Source organism: Curvibacter sp. GW821-FHT01G03 (assembly GCF_059422285.1).
This window is the reverse complement of sequence record NZ_JBWKWP010000015.1, coordinates 1-20,152: the sequence shown is the minus strand read 5'-3', so window position 1 is coordinate 20,152 and position 20,152 is coordinate 1. Positions and strand designations below refer to the sequence as shown.

The window sequence follows — 20,152 nt, the reverse complement described above, 5'->3', positions numbered from 1 at the left end:
ACCCTGAAAAGATCTGATTCATGGACGCCAAGACTGGTTTCTTCTATCTCTTCTCGGTGGTGCTGCTTTTTGCAGCCTTCCGAGTGATCACAGCGCGCAACCCTGTGCACGCTGTCCTCTACCTCATGCTGGCCTTCTCTCAGGCCTCGGCCATCTGGCTGCTGCTCAAGGCCGAATTTCTGGCCATCGCCCTGGTGCTGGTCTACCTCGGTGCCGTGATGGTGCTTTTCCTGTTCGTTGTGATGATGCTCGATATCGATATCGACAGCATGCGCAAGGGATTCTGGAAGCATTTCCCGCTGGCCGCCTTGATGGGTGCTGTCGTCGCTCTGGAAATGGCCGGTGTGCTGCTGGGTGGGTTCCGCCTGACCGAAGAGCCTGCGACGGCCGCCATGGCGGAAGCCGCTGCCAAGGGCGTTCAGTACTCCAACGCCCAGGAAGTCGGCAAGCTGCTTTACACGCAATACGTCTACCCGATCGAAATTGCAGCCGTGATCCTGCTGGTCGCGATGATCACGGCGATTGCCTTGACCCTGCGCCAGCGCAAGGACAGCAAGTTCGTCGATGCCTCCGAACAGGTGCGTGTCAAGGCCCGTGATCGCATGCAACTGGTGAAGGTGGCTGTGACCCGCAAGGCTGAGCCGACCCCCGCCGCTGAACCGGAGAAAGCCAAATGACATTGACTCTTGGACATTTTCTTTCGATCGGTGCTGTGCTGTTTGCGCTGTCGGTGATCGGGATTTTTCTGAATCGCAAGAACTTGATCGTTCTGCTCATGGCCATCGAGTTGATGCTGCTGGCCGTCAACATGAACTTCGTCGCTTTCTCCCATTTCCTGGGCGATGTGCACGGTCAGGTGTTCGTGTTCTTCATCCTGACCGTGGCGGCCGCTGAGTCCGCCATCGGTCTGGCGATCCTGGTGCTCCTGTTCCGTAACAAGAACAGCATCAATGTCGATGAACTCAACACGCTCAAAGGCTAACCAGAGAATCCAACAATGAGCGCAACGCTTTCTGCATCCACACTGCTGGCGGTGCCGCTGGCACCGCTGGCCGGGTCGATCCTCGCCGGGATTTTTGGCACGGCGTTCGGCGGCAACTGGATTGGTCGCCGCCTGAGCCACTCGCTGACCATCCTGGGCGTGTTCGTCGCCTTTGTGCTGTCGGCACTCACCTTCAAGAGCGTGGCTTTTGAAGGTGCCCGCTTCAGTGAAACCCTCTACACCTGGATGGTGGTGGGTGGCCTGAAGATGGAGGTTGGCTTCCTCATCGATAGCCTGACCGCCATGATGATGTGCGTCGTGACCTTCGTGTCGCTGATGGTGCACATCTACACCATTGGTTACATGGAAGAGGATGAGGGCTACAACCGCTTCTTTGCCTACATCTCTCTGTTCACCTTCTCCATGCTGATGCTTGTGATGAGCAACAACATGTTGCAGCTGTTCTTCGGCTGGGAGGCGGTGGGCCTGGTGTCCTACTTGCTGATTGGCTTCTGGTTCAACAAGCCGACGGCCATCTTTGCCAACATGAAGGCGTTTCTGGTCAACCGCGTGGGTGACTTCGGCTTCATCCTGGGCATCGGCCTGCTGGCTGCCTACGGTGGCACCTTGAACTATGCCGAAACCTTTGCCAAGGCCGACGAACTGGCCAAGCTGACCTTCCCCGGCACCGACTGGATGCTGATCACGGTGGCTTGCATCTGCCTGTTCATTGGTGCCATGGGCAAGAGCGCCCAGTTCCCGCTGCACGTGTGGCTGCCGGACTCCATGGAAGGCCCCACTCCCATTTCGGCCCTGATCCACGCGGCCACCATGGTGACCGCCGGTATCTTCATGGTGGCTCGCATGTCGCCGCTGTTTGAACTCAGCGATACGGCTCTGAACTTCATCATGGTGATCGGCGCCATCACGGCTCTGTTCATGGGTTTCCTGGGCATCATCCAGAACGACATCAAGCGCGTTGTGGCCTACTCGACGCTGTCTCAGCTGGGCTACATGACGGTGGCGCTGGGTGCTTCGGCCTACTCGGTGGCGGTTTTCCACCTGATGACCCACGCGTTCTTCAAGGCGCTGCTGTTCCTTGCCGCTGGCTCGGTCATCATGGGCATGCACCACAACCAGGACATCCGCTGGATGGGCGGTGTCCGCAAGTACATGCCCATCACCTGGATCACCTCGTTGATTGGTTCGCTGGCCCTGATCGGCACACCGTTCTTTGCAGGCTTCTATTCCAAGGACAGCATCATTGAAGCGGTGCATGAGAGCCATCTGCCCGCCGCTGGTTTTGCCTCGTTCGCGGTGCTGGCTGGTGTGTTTGTCACTGCCTTCTACTCGTTCCGCCTCTATTTCCTGGTGTTCCACGGCAAAGAGCGATTTGATCAGAACCCGGATGCCCACCATGGTCACGATGACCATGGCCATCATGACGACCACCACGAGCCACATGAGTCTCCCTGGGTGGTGACCCTGCCGCTGGTCTTGCTGGCAATTCCTTCGGTGATCATCGGCTACATCGGCATCGAACCCATGCTGTTTGGCGACTTCTTCAAGGACGTGATCTTTGTGGATGGCGAAAAGCACCAGGTGATGGAAGAGTTGGCCCATGCATTCCACGGTTCGGCCGCCATGGCCCTGCACGCGGTCAGCACGGCACCTTTCTGGCTGGCCCTTTCTGGCGTGGCGCTGTCCTACTACATGTACATGATCAATCCGGCCTTGCCTGCTGCGATCAAGTCGGCCTGCAAGCCAATCTACAACCTGCTCGAGAACAAGTACTACCTCGACTGGATCAATGAAAACATCATCGCCCGCGGTGCGCGTGGTCTGGGTCTGGGTCTGTGGAAGGCCGGCGACCAAGCCATCATCGATGGTGCGGTGGTCAATGGCTCCTGGAAGCTGGTCGGTTGGGTCGCTGGCTTGGTGCGCTGGATCCAATCCGGCTACATCTATCACTATGCGCTGGTGATGATCCTGGGTGTGTTTGTCTTCATGACGTATTTCGTCTGGCTCAACAAGTAGGAGAAAAACAAAAATGGGATTGTTGAGTCTTGCAATCTGGACACCGATTGTTTTTGGTGTCGTGCTGCTGGCCTTGGGCCGTGATGAGCATGCCAAGGTGGTCCGTTGGGTCGCCCTGATCGGTGCAGTCTGTGGTTTGTTGGTCACCTGGCCGCTGTACGCGGGCTTCGAGATCGGCACCTCGGCCATGCAGTTTGTTGAAAACGTGAGTTGGATCGAACGTTTCAACATCCACTACCACCTGGGTCTTGACGGGATCTCGTTCTGGTTCGTGCCCTTGACCGCTTTCATCACCGTGATCGTCGTGATCGCAGGGTGGGAGGTCATCACCGAGCGCGTCAATCAATACATGGGCGCGTTCCTGATCCTCAGCGGTTTGATGATCGGTGTGTTCTCCGCACTGGACGGCATGCTGTTCTATGTGTTCTTTGAAGCCACGCTGATTCCGATGTACTTGATCATCGGCATCTGGGGTGGTCCGAACAAGATCTACGCAGCGTTCAAGTTCTTCTTGTACACCTTGCTCGGCTCGCTGCTGACGCTGGTGGCCTTGATCTATCTGTACGCAGCCTCGGGTGGCAGCTTCGATATCCAGACTTGGCACAAGCTGCCGCTGGGCTCGACCGCCCAGACCCTGCTGTTCTTCGCCTTCTTCGCAGCTTTTGCGGTGAAGGTGCCGATGTGGCCGGTGCACACCTGGTTGCCTGACGTGCACGTGGAAGCCCCCACGGGTGGTTCCGCTGTGCTGGCGGCCATCATGTTGAAGCTGGGTGCCTATGGTTTCTTGCGTTTCTCCATGCCCATTGCCCCCGACGCCTCGCGCGAGTGGGCTTGGCTGATCATCGGTCTGTCGCTGACGGCCGTGATCTATGTGGGTCTGGTGGCCATGGTCCAAAAGGACATGAAGAAGCTGGTGGCCTATTCATCTGTGGCGCACATGGGCTTCGTGACCCTGGGTTTCTTCATCTTCAACGACCTCGGCGTGGCCGGTGGTCTGGTGCAGATGATTGCCCACGGTTTTGTGTCTGGCGCCATGTTCCTGAGCATTGGCGTGCTGTACGACCGGGTTCACTCGCGTGAGATCGCCAGCTATGGCGGTGTGGTGAACACCATGCCCAAGTTCGCTGCTTTTGCCTTGCTGTTCTCGATGGCCAACTGCGGCCTGCCGGGTACGGCTGGCTTTGTGGGTGAGTGGATGGTGATCCTGGGGGCAGTTCAATCCAATTTCTGGTTGGGTCTGCTGGCGGCCTCGGCCCTGATCTTCGGTGCGGCTTACACCCTCTGGATGTTCAAGCGTGTCTACCTGGGGCCTGTGACCAACGACCACGTGCGTGAACTGACGGACATCAATGCCCGCGAGTTCCTGATCATGACCCTGCTGGCCATTGCTGTTCTGGCAATGGGTCTGTACCCCAAGCCTTTCACTGATGTGATGAACGCATCGGTCACTGACTTGCTGCAACACGTCGCAGCCTCGAAGCTGAACTGACCAGCCTGACCAGAGAGAAACGAGATGATTGACAAACTCAGCTGGATCACGATCTACCCAGAGGTCATTTTGCTGGCCATGGCCAGTGTGATCGCCATTCTCGACTTGGGCGTGAGCAGCCCCCGTCGCACTGCCACCTACTTGCTGACTGTGATCACCCTGGTGGTGGTGGCGGGTATGCAGGCCATGTATGCCGACAGTGGCCAGACCTTCTATGGCTTCAACGGCATGGTGGTCAGTGATCCGATGGGCAACTGGCTCAAGTGCTTTGCCTCGATCGCCATGCTGGTGACCCTGGTCTACGGTCGCCCCTATGCTTTCGACCGCGGCATGTTGCGCGGTGGCGAGATGTTCACGCTGAGCTTGTTCGCCCTGCTCGGCATGTTCGTGATGATCTCGGGCAACAACTTCCTGTTGATCTACCTCGGTCTGGAACTGTTGACCCTGTCGAGCTATGCCTTGGTGGCCCTGCGCCGCGATCATGCGACCTCGTCTGAGGCCGCCATGAAGTATTTCGTATTGGGCGCGCTGGCCAGCGGTTTCTTGCTGTACGGCCTGTCCATGTTGTACGGTGCCACCGGTTCTCTGGACCTGGGCCAGGTGTTCAAGGCTGTGGGGTCTGGCCAGGTGGATCACCAGGTGCTGGTCTTTGGTCTGGTCTTTGTGGTGGCGGGGCTGGCTTTCAAGCTCGGTGTGGTGCCTTTCCACATGTGGGTTCCCGACGTGTACCAAGGTGCTCCGACGGCCGTCACCCTGATGATCGGCGGCGCACCCAAGTTTGCGGCCTTTGCCATCGTGATCCGCCTGTTGGTTGAAGGTTTGCTGCCCTTGGCCATTGACTGGCAGCAGATGCTGTTGGTGTTGTCGGTCTGCTCTTTGCTGATTGGTAACCTGATTGGTGTGGTCCAGACCAACCTCAAGCGCATGCTGGCCTACTCGACCATCTCCCAGATGGGCTTTGTCCTGCTGGGTTTGATCCCGGGTGTGGTCAATGGCACCACCTTGCCAGCGGCCAATGCTTACAGCTCGGCGATGTTCTATGTGGTCACCTACGTGTTGACCACTCTGGCTACCTTTGGTGTGATCTTGCTGCTGGCCCGCGAAGGTTTCGAGAGCGAAGAGATCTCCGATCTGGCAGGCCTCAACCAACGCAGCCCCTTCTACGCGGCCGTGATGTCGGTGTGCCTGTTCTCCATGGCGGGTATTCCCCCGCTGGCAGGCTTCTATGCCAAGCTGTCGGTGCTTCAGGCCTTGGTCACCACAGGTGAGAACGGCTACATCGTCTTGGCCGTATTTGCCGTGCTGATGTCCTTGATCGGCGCCTTCTACTACCTGCGTGTGGTCAAGGTCATGTACTTTGACCAGCCTTTGACGGCCACCACCGTGTCGGCACCTGCTGATGTGCGGATCGTGATGTCCATCAACGCGGCGCTGATTCTGTTGCTGGGCTTGCTGCCTGGTGGTCTGATGACCCTGTGCGCCCGGGCCATCGTGCTGACGCTGGGTTCCTGAGTCTGCCGCCGTGAACCAGACGGTTTCTGTTTGGCTGGTCATCCTGGCGGCACTGGTTGCCGCCAACCTGCCTTTTCTGAATCACCGCCTGCTGGCGGTGTTTCCATTTGCAACGGTCAAAGCCTTGCCCTGGCGCTTGCTGGAGCTGGTATTTTTCTATGCGCTGGTCGGCTTTTTCGCCTGGGGCATGGAGCAACGCGCCGGTCAGGCTGCCCCGCAAGGGTGGGAGTTTTATGCGACCACGTTTTGCCTGTTTCTCACGTTGGCCTTTCCGGGCTTCGTCTATCGCTATCTTCTCAAGCATCGGCGCGGCGCCTGAATTCGGTAGTCCTTCATGAAGGTTCTGAACCTGCAGTGCGCCGCCCAACACGGGTTTGAAGGCTGGTTTGCCTCCGAGGCGGAATTTCAACGCCAACTCGCTGAGGGCTTGGTGAGTTGCCCGGTTTGTGGTGATCACACCGTTCACAAGCTCCCAGCGGCACCACGTTTGAACCTCAGTGGATCACGTGAATCAGCATCCCGTGTGCCGGCCAAAAGGCCGGACTCCCAAACTGCATCACAACCAGCAACCCCAGCTGGGCAACAGGAATTGCAAGCCGCCTGGCTGAAGTTGGCCCGTGAGGTGGTGCGTCAGACGGAAGACGTGGGTCCCGCCTTTGCCGAGGAGGCTCGTCGCATTCACCATGGAGAGGCCCCCGAACGCGGCATACGGGGCCAAGCCACGGTTGAAGAGACCTTGGCCTTGGTGGAAGAGGGCATTCCGGTGCTGCCGATCCCCATGCCGGTGGCGGCCAAAGAGACCTTGCAATAAGGTACGCCCCGTGGGCGCCCCCGGCGCCCCCTGAGCGGTGTGGGGTCTCAACTCAGCAATTGCATGTTGGCAAAGCGAGCATAGACGCCGCCCAGGGCCATCAGATCCTCATGACGACCTTGTTCCACGACTTGACCCTGGTCAAGCACCACGATGCGGTCCGACTTCTGGACCGTGGCCAGGCGGTGCGCGATGACCAGTGTGGTGCGTTGGCGCTCGCCGCCATGCAGGGCCGCTTCCAGTGCCGCCTGCACCATGCGCTCGCTTTCGGCGTCCAGGGCACTGGTGGCTTCGTCCAGCAACAGAAGGCGGGGGCGGCGCAGCAAGGCCCTCGCGATGGAGAGCCGTTGCTTCTGCCCACCACTCAACCGCACACCGCGTTCGCCCAAAAATGTGTGATAGCCCTCTGGCAGGGCTCGGATGAACTCGTCGGCAAAAGCCTCCCGGGCGGCCGCCATCACTTCGGCGTCGGTCGCCCCGGGGCTGCCGTAACGGATGTTCTCCAGAGCGGTGTTCGAGAAAATCACGGCGTCCTGGGGCACAACACCGATCTGGGCGCGCAGGGCGTCCAGATTCCAATCGGCCAATGGAATGCCATCCAGGCGAATGGCTTGCGTCGGGGTCACATCGTAGAAACGTTGCAGCAACTGCAGCACCGTTGATTTACCGGCACCGCTGCTGCCGACCAATGCCACTGTTTCTCCAGGGGCGATCTGCAGCGTGAAATGGTTGAGCGCAGGCTGCTGGGGGCGAGAGGGGTAGTTAAATTGCACGTTCTCGAACGCAATGGCCACCCCGGCGGCCTCGCTGGCTGACGCCGGAGCATGAGCGCCGCTGGTGATCGTGGGGGGCGTGTGAAGCAGTTCCATCAGGCGTTCTGTGGCGCCGGCCGCTCGCAGCAGGTCACCGTACACCTCGCCCAACACGGCCGCTGAACTGGCCAGAATCAGCACGTAGACCACGGTCTGCCCCAGTTCCCCGGCACTCAAAGTACCCCGCATCACCGCCTGGGTGCCCTCGTACAGGCCCCAGAGCAATGCGGCGCTCGTGGCCATGATCACAAAGGCCACCAAGACGGATCGGGCTTTGCTGCGGCGTACCGCCGTCTGAAACGCCGCTTCTGTGGCTGCACTGAATCGGTCGGCCTCTCGCTGACCCGCATTGTTGGCCTGCACAGTGCTGACTGCATTCAATACTTCGGCAGCGACGGCGCTGGCGTCCGCGACACGATCCTGACTGGCTCGCGACAGGCGGCGTACCCGACGCCCGAACCAGACCGAGGGGGCCACGATCAGTAACAGGGCCAGAAGGACCTGACCCATGACGAGTGGGTTGGTCCATACCAGCATGCCGAGCGCACCGAGGCCCATGACAGCATTGCGCAGGCCCATGCTCAACGACGAGCCCACCACGGTCTGCACCAGGGTGGTGTCGGCGGTGAGGCGCGACAGCACCTCGCCTGTCTGGGTGGTTTCAAAAAACGCCGGGCTCTGATCCAGCACATGGGCATAGACCGCATCCCGCAGGTCGGCGGTGATGCGTTCGCCCAGCCAGCTCACGGTGTAGAAGCGCGCTGCCGAGAACACCGCCAGTGCCGCGGCCACGCCGAACAACGCGCCAAAGTGCTGGCCGAGTGCCAGGGCCTGCTGGTCCCGGTGGGCCGGCAGCAGGCCTCCGTCGATCAGGCTGCGAAGGGCTTGCGGAAACACCAGCGTTGCGCCTGCCGCTAGCAGCAGAAACAGCAAGGCCAGTCCGATGGCGGCCCGGTAAGGGGACAGGAAAGGCCGCAAGCCCCCCAGTGCGCGGGGGGAGGCTTTGGCGGAAGCGGGGGAGTTCATCGTGAAATGCCTGTGTTGCGAGCGGATTGCTGTGGAGCCAGTGTGATCGGTTTTCGCGACTGTAACGTTGCCCGTCCGCTGCCGCAGTGTTTACCAAAAATTAACATTGCTTCAGCAGACTCAGCCTTGACAATATTTGCCTGGGCAAATAATATTTTGACCTATGTCATGTGATTCTTCAAGCCAACGGAGCGCCTCTTTACCGGGCTTCTACCGTCCCGACGCCTACGGAGGCCAGATCAGCGTGGGTTACACCATGCGCCACATCGTCAGGCTCATGGGCCTGGAGATCGAGCGCAAGATGGTGCCGCATGGGTTGACCAATGCGCAATGGATTCCCCTGATCAAGCTTTACGAGGGCCAAGGCGGCAGCGTCGCTGAGTTGGCTCGCTCTTGCCAGTTGGACAACGGGGCCATGACCCGGCTGTTGGACCGGCTGGAGGACAAGGGCCTGTGCCGCCGGGTTCGATCGGTATCCGATCGGCGGGTGGTCAACCTGACGCTGACACCTGAAGGCGAGGAGGCCGCCCGTATCATTCCCGCGGTACTTTGCAACATGCAAAACAGCATGCTTGAAGGCTTCTCGGAGTCCGAGTGGCTGCAACTCGTCGAATTTCTTCAACGTATTCTCAAGAACGCAGAGCACATCCAGGCCCAGGCCGATGGTGTTGCTGCGAAGGGCAAGTCATGATCAAACATCCTCAGCGCCATGCAGACCGGCGCAAGCGTTTTGCGACTGCCGTGGCCGCCATCGGCGCCGTGGTCGCATTGTCAGCGTGTGCCGACTTCTCAGGCATCCAAGGCCACGCCAAGCTGCGCGAGCCTTCCACCCTGGGCACCCAGACCGGAGCCAGCCAGCCAATCCAGGCACTGCCCTGGCTGCGTGCCGATGTGTGGCGTGAGTATGGCGATGCCCAATTGGACGCCTTGCTTGAGCAAGCGCTGAGCGGCAACCCCAGCCTGCAACAGGCCCGTTTGCGCCTGGAGCGTGCGCAGGCCCAATCCGGTGTGGCCCGGGCTGCCTTGCTGCCTCAGTTGGGGGCAGGCGCTGAAATCAGCCGCGACCTGTACACCGCCAACAGCATTTACCCGCCGCCCCTGGGGGGCAGTGTGGAAGACTCTGGCACGGTGCAATTGTCGGGCTCGTGGGAGTTGGACTTTTTTGGCAAGAACCGGGCGGCTCTGGATTCGGCCATCGGTTCTGTGCAGGCGGCGGCAGCCGACGCGCAGGCCGCTCGTCTGTTGCTGGCGAGCAATGTGGTCCGCTCTTACTACCAGTTGGCCCGCGCAGGTGCCCAGCTGGAGGTGGCCGAGCGCACCCTGCAACAACGCAAGGAGATGCTGGGCCTGGTTCGCTCGCGGCTGGCTGCAGGTCTGGACACCCAACTGGAACTGCGCCAAAGCCAGGGTGGCATTCCCGAGGCCCAATTGCAGATCGAGGCTTTGCAGGAGCAACAGGCGCTGGCCAAAAACGCGCTGGCCACCTTGGCCGGTGACCCATCGCTGGCCCAGCGGCTGAAGGTACCGTCGTTGCCCGTGGCCTTGGGCGTTGCCGGGCCGGCCGAGGTGCCCCTGAACCTGCTCGGCCAGCGGGCTGACGTGGTGGCCGCCCGCTGGCGGGTCGAGGCCACCAGCCGCGACATCGAGGTGGCCCGTGCCCAGTTCTATCCCAACATCAATCTGAAGGCCTATGCCGGTTTCTCGGCGCTTGGCTTGTCGAACCTGCTCAAATCCGGTAGCGAGCAGTGGGGTGTGGCGCCTGCCATCAGCCTGCCGATCTTCTCGGGGGGGCGCTTGCGGGCTAATTTGCGTGTGAAGACGGTCGATCTGGACACCGCCATCGAGTCCTACAACGGCACCTTGCTGGAGGCGGTGCGCGATGTGGCCGATCAGTTGGTCACAGCACAATCGCTGGAGCGCCAGCAGGTCGAACAAAAGAGTGCCCAGCAAGCTGCTGAAGATGCCCACCAGATTGCGCTGCAACGTTACAAGGCTGGCCTGAGCACCTACCTGCAGGTCTTGGCCACGGAAAGCAATGTGCTGCAACAGCGCCGTGCCGCTGTCGATCTGAAAGCCCGGGTCATCGATACCCAGGTGGCCTTGTGGCGCGCCCTCGGGGGCGGTCTGCCAACCACGCCAGTGGCCGTGACCAATGACCGGAGCACCTTGGAAAACGGGGCCATCCGCTTGCAGTCGGCCCTGGCAGGCGAGCGAGCCGACACGGCGGCCACCCCGGCCACCCCTTGAAAGCGCCCCGACCCCATTGACTCCAGCGCGGGCCACGGCTGATGCGCCCCGCTCCTTACCCACACAGGATTCATCATGAACGCTCCACAAAACAACTCTGCCCCCTCGCTCGATCCGTCGTCCGCCAAGGCTTCGCGACGCAAGGGCCTGCTGTCGATTGCCGCCCTGGTGGTGCTGGCCGGTGCGGGCTGGGCGGCCTACGAGTGGATGGTCTCGAGCCACTACGAGACCACTGACAACGCCTACGTGCAAGGCAATCTGATTCAGATCACGCCGCAAATCAGCGGCACGGTCACGGCCATCCTGGCGGACGACACGGATTTCGTGAAGGCCGGTGCGCCACTGGTGCGCCTGGATACCGCCGATGTGGCTGTGGCCCTGGAGCAAGCCCAGGCCAACTTGGCGCAGACGGTGCGCCAGGTGCGCACACTCTATGCCAACAACGCCTCCCTGGAGGCCCAGGTCAAGCTGCGCGAAACCGATGTGGCCAAGGCCCAACTGGAGATCGAGCGCGCCCAGGACGATTTGAATCGTCGCCAATCCCTGAGCGGCAATGGGGCTGTGTCCCGCGAGGAGCTGGCCCACACCCAGACCCAACTGGCCAATGCACGCAGTGTGCTGGCGGCGGCCCAGGCCGGCGTGGTGGCTGCGCGCGAACAACTGGCCAGCAACAAGGCCATGACTGACGGCACCCAGGTGGAGACCCACCCCAGCGTGCTGGCGGCCGCGGCCAAGGTGCATGAGGCCTTCCTGGCCTCGCGCCGTGCGGCCTTGCCGGCCCCGGTCGATGGTTATGTGGCCAAGCGCACGGTTCAATTGGGCCAGCGTGTGGCGGCTGGCAACCCGATGATGTCCATCGTGCCGCTGAATCAGCTGTGGGTGGACGCCAACTTCAAGGAGGTTCAGCTGCGCAACATCCGCATTGGACAGCCGGTCAAGCTCACGGCCGACCTGTGGGGCAAGAAGGTGGAGTACACCGGCAAGGTGGCGGGCCTGGGCGTGGGCACGGGGGCCGCGTTTGCGTTGCTGCCGGCCCAGAACGCCACCGGCAACTGGATCAAGGTGGTGCAGCGGGTGCCGGTGCGCGTCACCCTGGATCCTGAAGAGGTGGCCAAGCACCCCTTGCGCATTGGCTTGTCCATGGATGCCGAGGTGGATGTGACGAATCGCGACGGCAAGACGCTGGCCGATGCGCCACGCGACAACGCGGCGGTGCAAACCCAGGTCTACGCCGTGCCCGATGACGAAGCCACGACGCTGATCAACCGGGTGATTTCGGCCAATGTGGGACATCCCGTGCGCTTGTCCAAGGCTGCTTTTGCGGCGGCGCCCGTGGTGGCTCAGAACGCCCGTTGAAAGGCCACAGCATGTCGTCCAATTCTGCGGCTTTCTCGCCCCCACCTCCTCTGGAGGGGGCGGCCCGCACCTGGGGCACGATCGCCCTGTCGGCAGCCACGTTCATGAACGTGCTGGACACGTCGATTGCCAACGTGTCACTGCCTGCGATTGCCGGCGACCTGGGCGTCAGCCCGAATCAGGGCACGTGGGTGATCACCAGCTTTGCCGTGGCCAACGCCATTGCCGTGCCTCTCACAGGCTGGTTGTCTCAGCGGGTGGGGCAGGTGCGCCTGTTTGTCATCAGTGTGCTGCTCTTCGTGCTGGCTTCCTGGCTGTGCGGCCTGGCCCCCAACATGAGCAGCCTGATCGCGCTGCGTGCGCTGCAGGGCTTTGTGGCTGGCCCGATGATTCCGCTGTCGCAGGGCCTGCTGCTGTCCAGTTACCCGCGTGCCCTGGCCGGGCTCGCCATGGCCATGTGGTCGATGACCACCCTGATTGCGCCGGTGATGGGGCCCTTGCTGGGGGGCTGGATCACCGACAACATGAGTTGGCCCTGGATCTTCTACATCAACATCCCGGTGGGTATCGTCTCAGCCCTGGTCACCTGGATGCTTTACCACAAGCGCGAGACGCCGACCAAGCAACTGCCGATCGATTCGGTGGGCTTGGCCTTGCTGGTGATCTGGATCGGCGCGATGCAGGTGACGCTGGACATCGGCAAGGAGAACGACTGGTTCCACTCGGACGTGGTGGTCGGCTTGGCGGTGGTGGCCGTGGTGGGCCTGGCGCTGTTTTTGGTGTGGGAGCTGACCGACGATCATCCCGTGGTGGATCTGGCCCTGTTCAAGCGGCGCAACTTCTGGGCCGGTGCCCTGGCCACGTCGGTGGGCTATGGGTTGTTCTTTGGCAACGTGGTGCTGCTGCCGCTGTGGTTGCAGCAGTACATGGGCTACACCGCCACCCAGGCGGGCATGGTGATGGCCCCGGTGGGGCTGATGGCCCTTGTGCTTTCGCCTTGGGTCGGCAAGAACATTGCCAAGTTCGATCCGCGTTACTTTGCCACCTTCGCCTTTGCGGTGTTTGCGCTGGTGCTGTGGATGCGGTCCAACTTCAACACGCAGGCTGATCTGGCCACCATCATGGTGCCCACCATCGTGCAAGGTGTGGCGATGGCTTTCTTCTTCATTCCGCTGGTCACCATCACGTTGTCGGGCATCACGCCAGACCGCATTCCGGCTGCCTCGGGTTTGTCCAACTTCGCCCGCATCACGGCGGGGGCTTTTGGGACCTCCATTTCCACCACGGTCTGGGAGAACCGGGCCAGCCTGCACCATGCTCAGTTGGTGGAGTCGATTCAGCAGGGCAATGCGACCGCCATGGGGGCGTTGCAGGGCTTGAATGCCGCCGGCTTGAGCCCCGAACAGGCCTTGGCGCAGGTCAATCGCCTGGTGGACCAGCAGGCCTTCATGCTGGCGGCCAATGATGTGTTTCTGGCCTCGGCCTTCATCTTTCTGGCCCTGATCCCCTTGGTGTGGTTGTCCCACCCCTTGCCCGGAACAGGTGGCGGCGCCGACGCAGCCGCTGGCGCCCATTGAGGTCCAGGGCGGGGTGCCCAAGACGGGCTCCCTGCTTCTTCAGAGAGGGGGGGCCTCCAGCCAGCAAAGGGCCACTTGACCCAATGGGTCTTGCCAGCAGGGGCCCGGCGCAAAGCCAGCCCGCCGTGCCAGCGCCTGCAGGTCAGCTGCCGCACCCGGGTGCATCTGCAGCGTTTGAATGGCATCGCCCGCGGGCAGGTCGATCGCCGTCACGCGCCCCTGGTGGCGCAGCTCCAGGGTCAGCCCCCGGGGGCAGCTCAACTGCAGCACCACCGAATGGCCTGCTGCATCCACCTTCACCTGGTGCTGGAATTGGCCACTGCTCAACTGCAATGCAAAGTCCCTCTGGCATCGACGCAGTCCGTTCAGGTTGAATTCGGCCATTCGCCCCTGCGCATCGTTGTAGGCGCGTTCTTGCAGCGCCGGGTCCTGGACCTGGTCGACTGTGATGAGCAACGCGCCGCCTCGCAGTGCAGTGGCCAGCCGCTGCAATGCCGTGAGCCGAGCCCCGGGGGGGATCCTGCTCCAGCCAGAGCCTCCGATGAGGCCGACACGTCGTGCCGCCTCGGGGTGGGCCGCCGGAAGGGCAGGGGGTTGTGCCAGGTCGCCAGCCAGGGCCTGGATGTCCAGGTGCGGGTAGTCATGTTGCAGGCCCGATACGCGTGCCTGCAGGTGTTGCTCCGAGGTGTCCATGGCCACATAGCGCACCGGCTGATCGGCTTCTTCAATCAAGCGGCGCACCACGCGCATGGCCCCCGCCCCGTACTCGATCAATTCGGGGCAGGGGCCCATGCGGCGTGCGATGTCGCCGGCGTGCTCGTGCAGCACCCGCAATTCGGTGCGGGCCAGAAAGTAGTCCGGTGATTCGGTGGCCAATTCATACAAGGCTGATCCCTGCAGATCGAACAGATAAGACCAAGGCAACTGCCTGGGCTGGCCTTGCAGGGCGCCCAAAACCTGGGCCTGCATTTCCTCCGAGACGCTTGTGGCGTGCAGGGCCGTGGCAGGCCAAGGCAGTGGGGCCTTGGCAGCGCCACGGCGCGCGCTGTTCCATTGGTGTATCGGGCCGACCGGGGCCATGGTGCTCTGCCGGTTCAGGGAGATGCAGGGGGGCTGTCTGACTGGTTGGATTGGTTCAAACGCGTGCGTGCTTCGATCATCAGGGGCCTCCTCGCCGGTCGTTGTTTTTGGTCGACGTGCGATTGACCTTATCGGAATTCACAAGCGGCGCACAAGCGGGCTTGCACGGAGTGTGGGTGGTTTGCATCTGCCAAACCTGAGGCCAAATCGGCCGCGCGAGTCGAGCCCGCAGAGACGGGTGTCCGATTTGCGACCAACCTAGGCATTTGCCCCAGTATCAGCCGCTGCGGCGCAGCATTAGCATGAACTTCAATGCACATGAAACAAGGTGTGTGTGCAGCCAGCGGTCCCTGGCTGCCTCTTTCCCCATCTTCCGGAGCGCCCCAGAGACGATGAGTGACATCATTTTGCAAACCCAAAAGCTCACCAAAGAGTTCAAGGGCTTCACAGCGGTCAGCCAGGTGGATCTGGCCGTGGAACGTGGATCCATCCACGCCTTGATCGGACCGAACGGTGCTGGCAAGACCACCTGCTTCAATCTGCTGACCAAGTTTCTGGAGCCCAGTTCGGGTCGGATCCTCTTCAACGGCATCGACATCACCCGCGAGCGCCCCGCCCAGATCGCCCGGCGCGGCATCATCCGCTCCTTCCAGATTTCTGCCGTGTTTCCGCACCTGACCTTGCTGGAGAACGTTCGCATCGGCTTGCAACGCATGCTCGGCACAAGCTACCACTTTTGGCGCAGCGAGAAGACCTTGAATCAACTCAATGACAGGGCATTGGCCTTGCTGGCCGAAGTGGGCCTGGACGACATGGCGTCCGAGCTGACAGTCAACCTGCCCTATGGGCGCAAGCGCGCACTCGAGATCGCCACCACCTTGGCCATGGAGCCTGAGTTGATGCTGCTCGATGAGCCCACACAAGGCATGGGCCACGAAGACGTGGACCGGGTCACCCAGTTGATCAAGAAGGTGTCCCTGGGGCGAACCATTCTGATGGTGGAGCACAACATGAGCGTGATCTCGAACATCGCCGACAAGATCACCGTACTTCAGCGTGGCGCTGTCCTGGCCGAAGGGCCTTATGCCGAGGTGTCGCGCAACCCTCTGGTCATGGAGGCCTACATGGGCACCACGGACGGTCAGTTGCAGGGAGCCCACTGAGATGAGCGAGGCGCTTCACAAAAACGCAGGGCCGGCGGCCCTCGAGATTCGAGGCTTGCAGGCCTGGTACGGCGAGTCTCACGTGCTTCACGGGGTGGACATGGTGGTCCGTCCCGGCGAGGTGGTGACCCTGCTGGGCCGCAATGGCGCCGGGCGCACCACGACGATGCGGGCCATCATGGGACTGACCGGAGCTCGAAAGGGATCGCTCAAGATCGATGGCACCGAAACCATCGCCATGCCCACCCATCGCATTGCGCACCTCGGGGTGGGCTACTGCCCGGAGGAGCGGGGCATCTTCTCGAGCTTGAGCTGCGAAGAAAACCTGTTGTTGCCACCGCGCCTGAAAGGCGCTACCGGGGGCATGTCGGTCGAAGAGATCTACGACATGTTTCCCAACCTGGCCGAGCGACGTCACAGCCAGGGAACCCGCCTTTCAGGCGGCGAGCAACAGATGCTTGCGGTAGCGCGCATTTTGCGGACGGGTGCCAAATTGCTCTTGCTGGACGAGATATCCGAGGGTCTGGCCCCGGTCATCGTCCAGGCCCTGGCCCGCATGATCACCACCTTGCGCACCAAGGGCTACACGGTCGTCATGGTGGAGCAGAACTTTCGTTTTGCAGCCCCCCTGGCCGACCGTTTCTACGTCATGGAGCATGGCCGGATGGTCGAACAGTTTGGCGCCGCTGAACTGGACCAGAAGATGCCCGTGCTCAACGAGCTCCTGGGCGTCTGAGCCCCGGGTTCGCATTCACTCCAATCACAGACAGTGACCCTTCGATCCATCCACAGGAGACAAACATGAAAGCCAAACTCACCGTACTCGCTGCCTTGCTGGCCTGCTCGGGCATGACGGTCGCTCAGGCGCAGGACAAGGTCAAGATCGGTTTCATCACCGACATGTCCAGCCTCTACGCCGACGTTGAAGGCAAAAACGGCGCTCTGGCCATCCAGATGGCCATTGATGATTTTGGCGGCAAGGTCAATGGCATGCCGATCGAGTTGTTGACGGCCGATCACCAGAACAAGGCTGACATTGCTGCCTCGAAGGCGCGTGAGTGGATTGACACGCAGGGCCTGACCATGGTCTTTGGTGGCACCAACTCCGGTACCGCCCTGGCGATTGCCAAAGTGGCACAGGAGAAGAAGCGTGTTTACGTGAACAACGGGGCGGCCACCTCTGCCTTGACCAACGAGCAATGCTCGCCCTACACCGTTCACTATGCCTATGACACGGTGGCCCTGGCCAAAGGCACCGGTGGCGCGGTGGTCGATGGCGGCGGTCGCAACTGGTTTTTTCTCACCGCTGACTACGCTTTCGGTCATGCACTCGAAGCCGATACCAGCGCTGTTGTGAAGGCCAAGGGTGGCCAGATTCTGGGTGGGGTGCGCCACCCCCTGAATGCGTCGGATTTCTCATCCTTCCTGCTGCAGGCTCAAAGCTCGAAGGCGCAGATCCTGGGCCTGGCCAATGCGGGTGGTGACACCATCAACTCGATCAAGGCGGCCAAGGAGTTCGGCATTGGCAAGACCATGAAGCTGGCGGGCTTGCTGATCTTCATCTCTGATGTCCACAGCCTGGGCTTGAAGAACACCGAGGGCCTGCTGTTGACCGCCCCCTGGTACTGGGATCTGAACGACGAAACCCGCAAGTTCTCGGCTCGATTCTTCGAAAAGACCAAGCGCATGCCGACGGAAATCCAGGCTGCGGATTACTCGGCCACGATGAATTACCTGAAGGCCGTGCAGGAGGCCAAGACGGTGGACGCCGACAAGGTGATGGCGACCTGGAAAGGCATGAAGATGAACGACTTCTTTGCCTCTGGTCAGCTGCGGGCCGATGGCCGCTATGTCCATGACATGTACCTCATGCAGGTGAAGGCGCCCGCCGAATCGACCAAGCCATGGGATTACTACAAGGTGGTCAAGAAGATGGCCGGCGATCAGGTCTTCACGACCAAGGCCGAGTCCAAGTGCGCGCTTTGGAAATGATCTCCTGAACCCGGTGGGGGGATGTCTTCCCTCTGCCGGCCTGACTGCTTTTACCGTCCACCCACCTGTACCTTATGGAAATCTTCGGTGTCTCCGTGCCCGCCATGTTGAGCCAGTTGTTGCTCGGCCTGGTCAATGGGTCCTTTTACGCCATCTTGAGCTTGGGGTTGGCGGTGATTTTCGGCCTGCTCAACGTCATCAACTTTGCGCATGGTGCGCTGTTCATGATGGGGGCCATCCTGACCTGGATGGCGATGACGTACTTCAATATCAGCTACTGGGTGATGTTGATTGCATCGCCCTTGGTGGTAGGAGCCTTTGGCATCCTCATCGAGCGCCTGTTATTGCGGTGGATCTACAAACTGGATCACCTCTACGGCTTGCTCCTCACCTTGGGCTTGACCCTGCTGATCGAGGGTGTCTTCCGTTCCGTCTACGGTGTCTCTGGCCTGGCCTACGACACGCCTGACCAATTGGTCGGCGCCACCAACCTGGGCTTCATGATGCTGCCCAACTACCGTGCGTGGGTGGTGGTGGCTTCTTTGATGGTCTGCCTGGCGACCTGGTTCGTCATTGAAAAGACGCGACTGGGGGCTTACCTGCGTGCGGGCACCGAGAACCCGCGGCTGGTGGAGGCCTTTGGCATCAACGTGCCTTTGATGGTCACGCTGACTTACGGCTTTGGTGTGGCGCTGGCTGCATTTGCCGGTGTCCTGGCGGCTCCCGTCATCCAGGTCACCCCTTTGATGGGCCAAAACCTGATCATTGTGGTGTTCGCCGTGGTGGTGATCGGCGGCATGGGGTCCATCATGGGGTCCATCCTCACCGGGCTGGGCTTGGGGGTGATTGAAGGTTTCACCAAAGTGTTCTATCCGGAGGCTTCCTCGACGGTCGTGTTTGTCATCATGGTCATCGTTCTCCTGATTCGCCCCGCCGGTTTGTTCGGCAAAGAAAAATAAGAGGAGCCCAGGGCATGAACAAAAACACGAACAATCTGCTGGCCTATGGGGCGCTGTTGCTGGCTTTGGTGGCCGCACCGTTTCTCGGCGCCTACCCAGTCTTCGTCATGAAGCTGATGTGCTTCGCCTTGTACGCGTCGGCTTTCAACCTTTTGCTGGGCTACACCGGCTTGCTGTCCTTCGGCCATGCCGCCTTTCTTGGTGGTGCGGCCTACCTGTGCGGGCATTCAATCAAGGCCTGGGGTTTGAACCCGGAATGGGCCTTGCTGCTGGGGACGGCAGGGGGCGCGTTTCTGGGGTGGGTCTTCGGCTTGTTGGCGATTCGCCGGCAGGGCATCTACTTCTCCATGATCACGTTGGCTCTGGCCCAGATGCTGTTCTTTGTCTGCCTGCAGGCCCCGTTCACTGGGGGGGAGGATGGCATGCAAGGCGTCCCGCGCGGTGCCTTGTTTGGTCTTTTGGATCTGAAGAGTGATCTGACCATGTACTACGTGGCGCTGGCGGTGGTGGTACTTGCCTTCCTGCTGATCGTCCGCATCATTCATTCGCCATTTGGACAAGTGCTCAAAGGCATCAAGGAGAACGAAGCGCGTGCCATTTCTCTGGGCTATGACACGCAACGCTACAAACTCTTGGCGTTTGTCCTGTCGGCGGCGCTGGCCGGGCTGGCCGGCTCTCTGAAGACGCTGGTGCTGGGCTTTGCAACACTCAGTGATGTCCATTGGACCAGTTCGGGGGAAGTCATCCTGATGACCCTGGTTGGGGGGCTGGGCACTTTGTCGGGGCCGCTGCTGGGCTCGGCGGTTGTGGTCGTCCTGGAGAACAAACTTGGCGAAATCGGCAACCTGCTGGCCGCATTGAGCGGAGTCGATTGGTTCAAGACACTGGGCGAGTCGGTCACGATGGTGACCGGACTGATCTTTGTGATCTGTGTGCTCGCGTTCCGACGAGGCATCATGGGCGAAATTCTGGCCCTGAGAAATCGCTTCAAATAGACCTCCTGCTGAAGGAGGGGGCTTCGCGTAAGCCCTCGATTTGATATTTATTAACCTATTTGGTAACTTGGTTAATAAGGGAAGTTGTCTCAATCAGTCAAATCAGCCCTTTTC

The 20,152-nt window shown here is 61.0% G+C and carries 18 protein-coding genes; 16 read left to right on the top strand and 2 right to left on the bottom strand.

Annotated features, from left to right (window positions below; translation table 11 throughout):
• The first annotated feature begins 20 nt into the window (after positions 1 to 20).
• From AC07VS_RS20720 to AC07VS_RS20690, 7 genes are read left to right on the top strand one after another with little or no spacing between them, the layout of a single operon-like run.
• Positions 21 to 677, top strand: a complete 657-nt coding sequence (locus AC07VS_RS20720) for an NADH-quinone oxidoreductase subunit J (protein WP_492348104.1) — start codon at positions 21 to 23, stop codon at positions 675 to 677.
• On the top strand, positions 674 to 982 hold the full coding sequence (nuoK, locus tag AC07VS_RS20715; RefSeq protein ID WP_019577566.1) for an NADH-quinone oxidoreductase subunit NuoK: 309 nt from the start codon (positions 674 to 676) through the stop codon (positions 980 to 982). Before AC07VS_RS20720 ends, nuoK begins: the two co-directional genes overlap by 4 nt.
• A gap of 15 nt (positions 983 to 997) precedes the next feature.
• Entirely contained in the window at positions 998 to 3,019 is a 2,022-nt protein-coding gene (gene nuoL / locus AC07VS_RS20710) for an NADH-quinone oxidoreductase subunit L (RefSeq protein ID WP_492348105.1), read from the top strand.
• A gap of 13 nt (positions 3,020 to 3,032) precedes the next feature.
• Positions 3,033 to 4,508: an NADH-quinone oxidoreductase subunit M gene (locus AC07VS_RS20705; protein WP_492348106.1), complete on the top strand. Its 1,476-nt coding sequence runs from the start codon at positions 3,033 to 3,035 to the stop codon at positions 4,506 to 4,508.
• A gap of 24 nt (positions 4,509 to 4,532) precedes the next feature.
• Positions 4,533 to 6,020: an NADH-quinone oxidoreductase subunit NuoN gene (gene nuoN / locus AC07VS_RS20700; protein WP_492348107.1), complete on the top strand. Its 1,488-nt coding sequence runs from the start codon at positions 4,533 to 4,535 to the stop codon at positions 6,018 to 6,020.
• 10 nt (positions 6,021 to 6,030) lie between these two features.
• Positions 6,031 to 6,339 (top strand): DUF2818 family protein, encoded by a 309-nt coding sequence (locus tag AC07VS_RS20695; RefSeq protein WP_494751836.1) that lies wholly within the window; start codon positions 6,031 to 6,033, stop codon positions 6,337 to 6,339.
• Between the two features lie 15 nt (positions 6,340 to 6,354).
• Entirely contained in the window at positions 6,355 to 6,831 is a 477-nt protein-coding gene (locus tag AC07VS_RS20690; protein WP_494751835.1) for a DUF1178 family protein, read from the top strand.
• A 47-nt stretch (positions 6,832 to 6,878) separates the two neighbouring features.
• Here the strand turns inward: AC07VS_RS20690 and AC07VS_RS20685 are convergent, their stop codons facing one another.
• The gene (locus AC07VS_RS20685; protein ID WP_494658188.1) at positions 6,879 to 8,669 is read right to left on the bottom strand and encodes an ABC transporter transmembrane domain-containing protein; all 1,791 of its coding nucleotides are present in this window, start codon (positions 8,667 to 8,669) and stop codon (positions 6,879 to 6,881) included.
• A gap of 256 nt (positions 8,670 to 8,925) precedes the next feature.
• Between AC07VS_RS20685 and AC07VS_RS20680 the strand changes: the two genes are divergently transcribed.
• From AC07VS_RS20680 to AC07VS_RS20665, 4 genes are all read left to right on the top strand, one after another.
• A complete protein-coding gene (locus tag AC07VS_RS20680; protein ID WP_494751834.1) occupies positions 8,926 to 9,360 on the top strand; it encodes a MarR family winged helix-turn-helix transcriptional regulator in 435 nt (144 codons plus the stop codon).
• Positions 9,357 to 10,916 carry an efflux transporter outer membrane subunit gene (locus AC07VS_RS20675; RefSeq protein WP_494751833.1) on the top strand — a complete coding sequence of 520 codons (1,560 nt, stop codon included), beginning with the start codon at positions 9,357 to 9,359 and terminating at the stop codon, positions 10,914 to 10,916. The genes AC07VS_RS20680 and AC07VS_RS20675 overlap by 4 nt, the downstream gene beginning before the upstream one ends.
• A gap of 75 nt (positions 10,917 to 10,991) precedes the next feature.
• Positions 10,992 to 12,272 (top strand): HlyD family secretion protein, encoded by a 1,281-nt coding sequence (locus AC07VS_RS20670; RefSeq protein ID WP_492348113.1) that lies wholly within the window; start codon positions 10,992 to 10,994, stop codon positions 12,270 to 12,272.
• Between the two features lie 11 nt (positions 12,273 to 12,283).
• Entirely contained in the window at positions 12,284 to 13,849 is a 1,566-nt protein-coding gene (locus AC07VS_RS20665; RefSeq protein WP_492348114.1) for a DHA2 family efflux MFS transporter permease subunit, read from the top strand.
• Between the two features lie 39 nt (positions 13,850 to 13,888).
• Here AC07VS_RS20665 and AC07VS_RS20660 read toward each other — a convergent pair whose 3' ends face one another.
• Positions 13,889 to 14,929, bottom strand: a complete 1,041-nt coding sequence (locus tag AC07VS_RS20660; protein WP_494751832.1) for an L-histidine N(alpha)-methyltransferase — start codon at positions 14,927 to 14,929, stop codon at positions 13,889 to 13,891.
• A 392-nt stretch (positions 14,930 to 15,321) separates the two neighbouring features.
• Here AC07VS_RS20660 and AC07VS_RS20655 point away from each other — a divergent pair, with 392 nt between their 5' ends.
• From AC07VS_RS20655 to AC07VS_RS20635, 5 genes are all read left to right on the top strand, one after another.
• The gene (locus AC07VS_RS20655; protein WP_492348116.1) at positions 15,322 to 16,092 is read left to right on the top strand and encodes an ABC transporter ATP-binding protein; all 771 of its coding nucleotides are present in this window, start codon (positions 15,322 to 15,324) and stop codon (positions 16,090 to 16,092) included.
• A 1-nt stretch (position 16,093) separates the two neighbouring features.
• Positions 16,094 to 16,828: an ABC transporter ATP-binding protein gene (locus tag AC07VS_RS20650; protein ID WP_492348117.1), complete on the top strand. Its 735-nt coding sequence runs from the start codon at positions 16,094 to 16,096 to the stop codon at positions 16,826 to 16,828.
• Between the two features lie 65 nt (positions 16,829 to 16,893).
• Complete coding sequence (locus AC07VS_RS20645) at positions 16,894 to 18,084, top strand: ABC transporter substrate-binding protein (protein ID WP_492348118.1); 1,191 nt, start codon at positions 16,894 to 16,896, stop codon at positions 18,082 to 18,084.
• Between the two features lie 74 nt (positions 18,085 to 18,158).
• Positions 18,159 to 19,043, top strand: a complete 885-nt coding sequence (locus AC07VS_RS20640) for a branched-chain amino acid ABC transporter permease (protein WP_492348119.1) — start codon at positions 18,159 to 18,161, stop codon at positions 19,041 to 19,043.
• Between the two features lie 14 nt (positions 19,044 to 19,057).
• Positions 19,058 to 20,038 (top strand): branched-chain amino acid ABC transporter permease, encoded by a 981-nt coding sequence (locus AC07VS_RS20635; RefSeq protein WP_492348120.1) that lies wholly within the window; start codon positions 19,058 to 19,060, stop codon positions 20,036 to 20,038.
• The last annotated feature ends 114 nt before the right edge of the window (positions 20,039 to 20,152 follow it).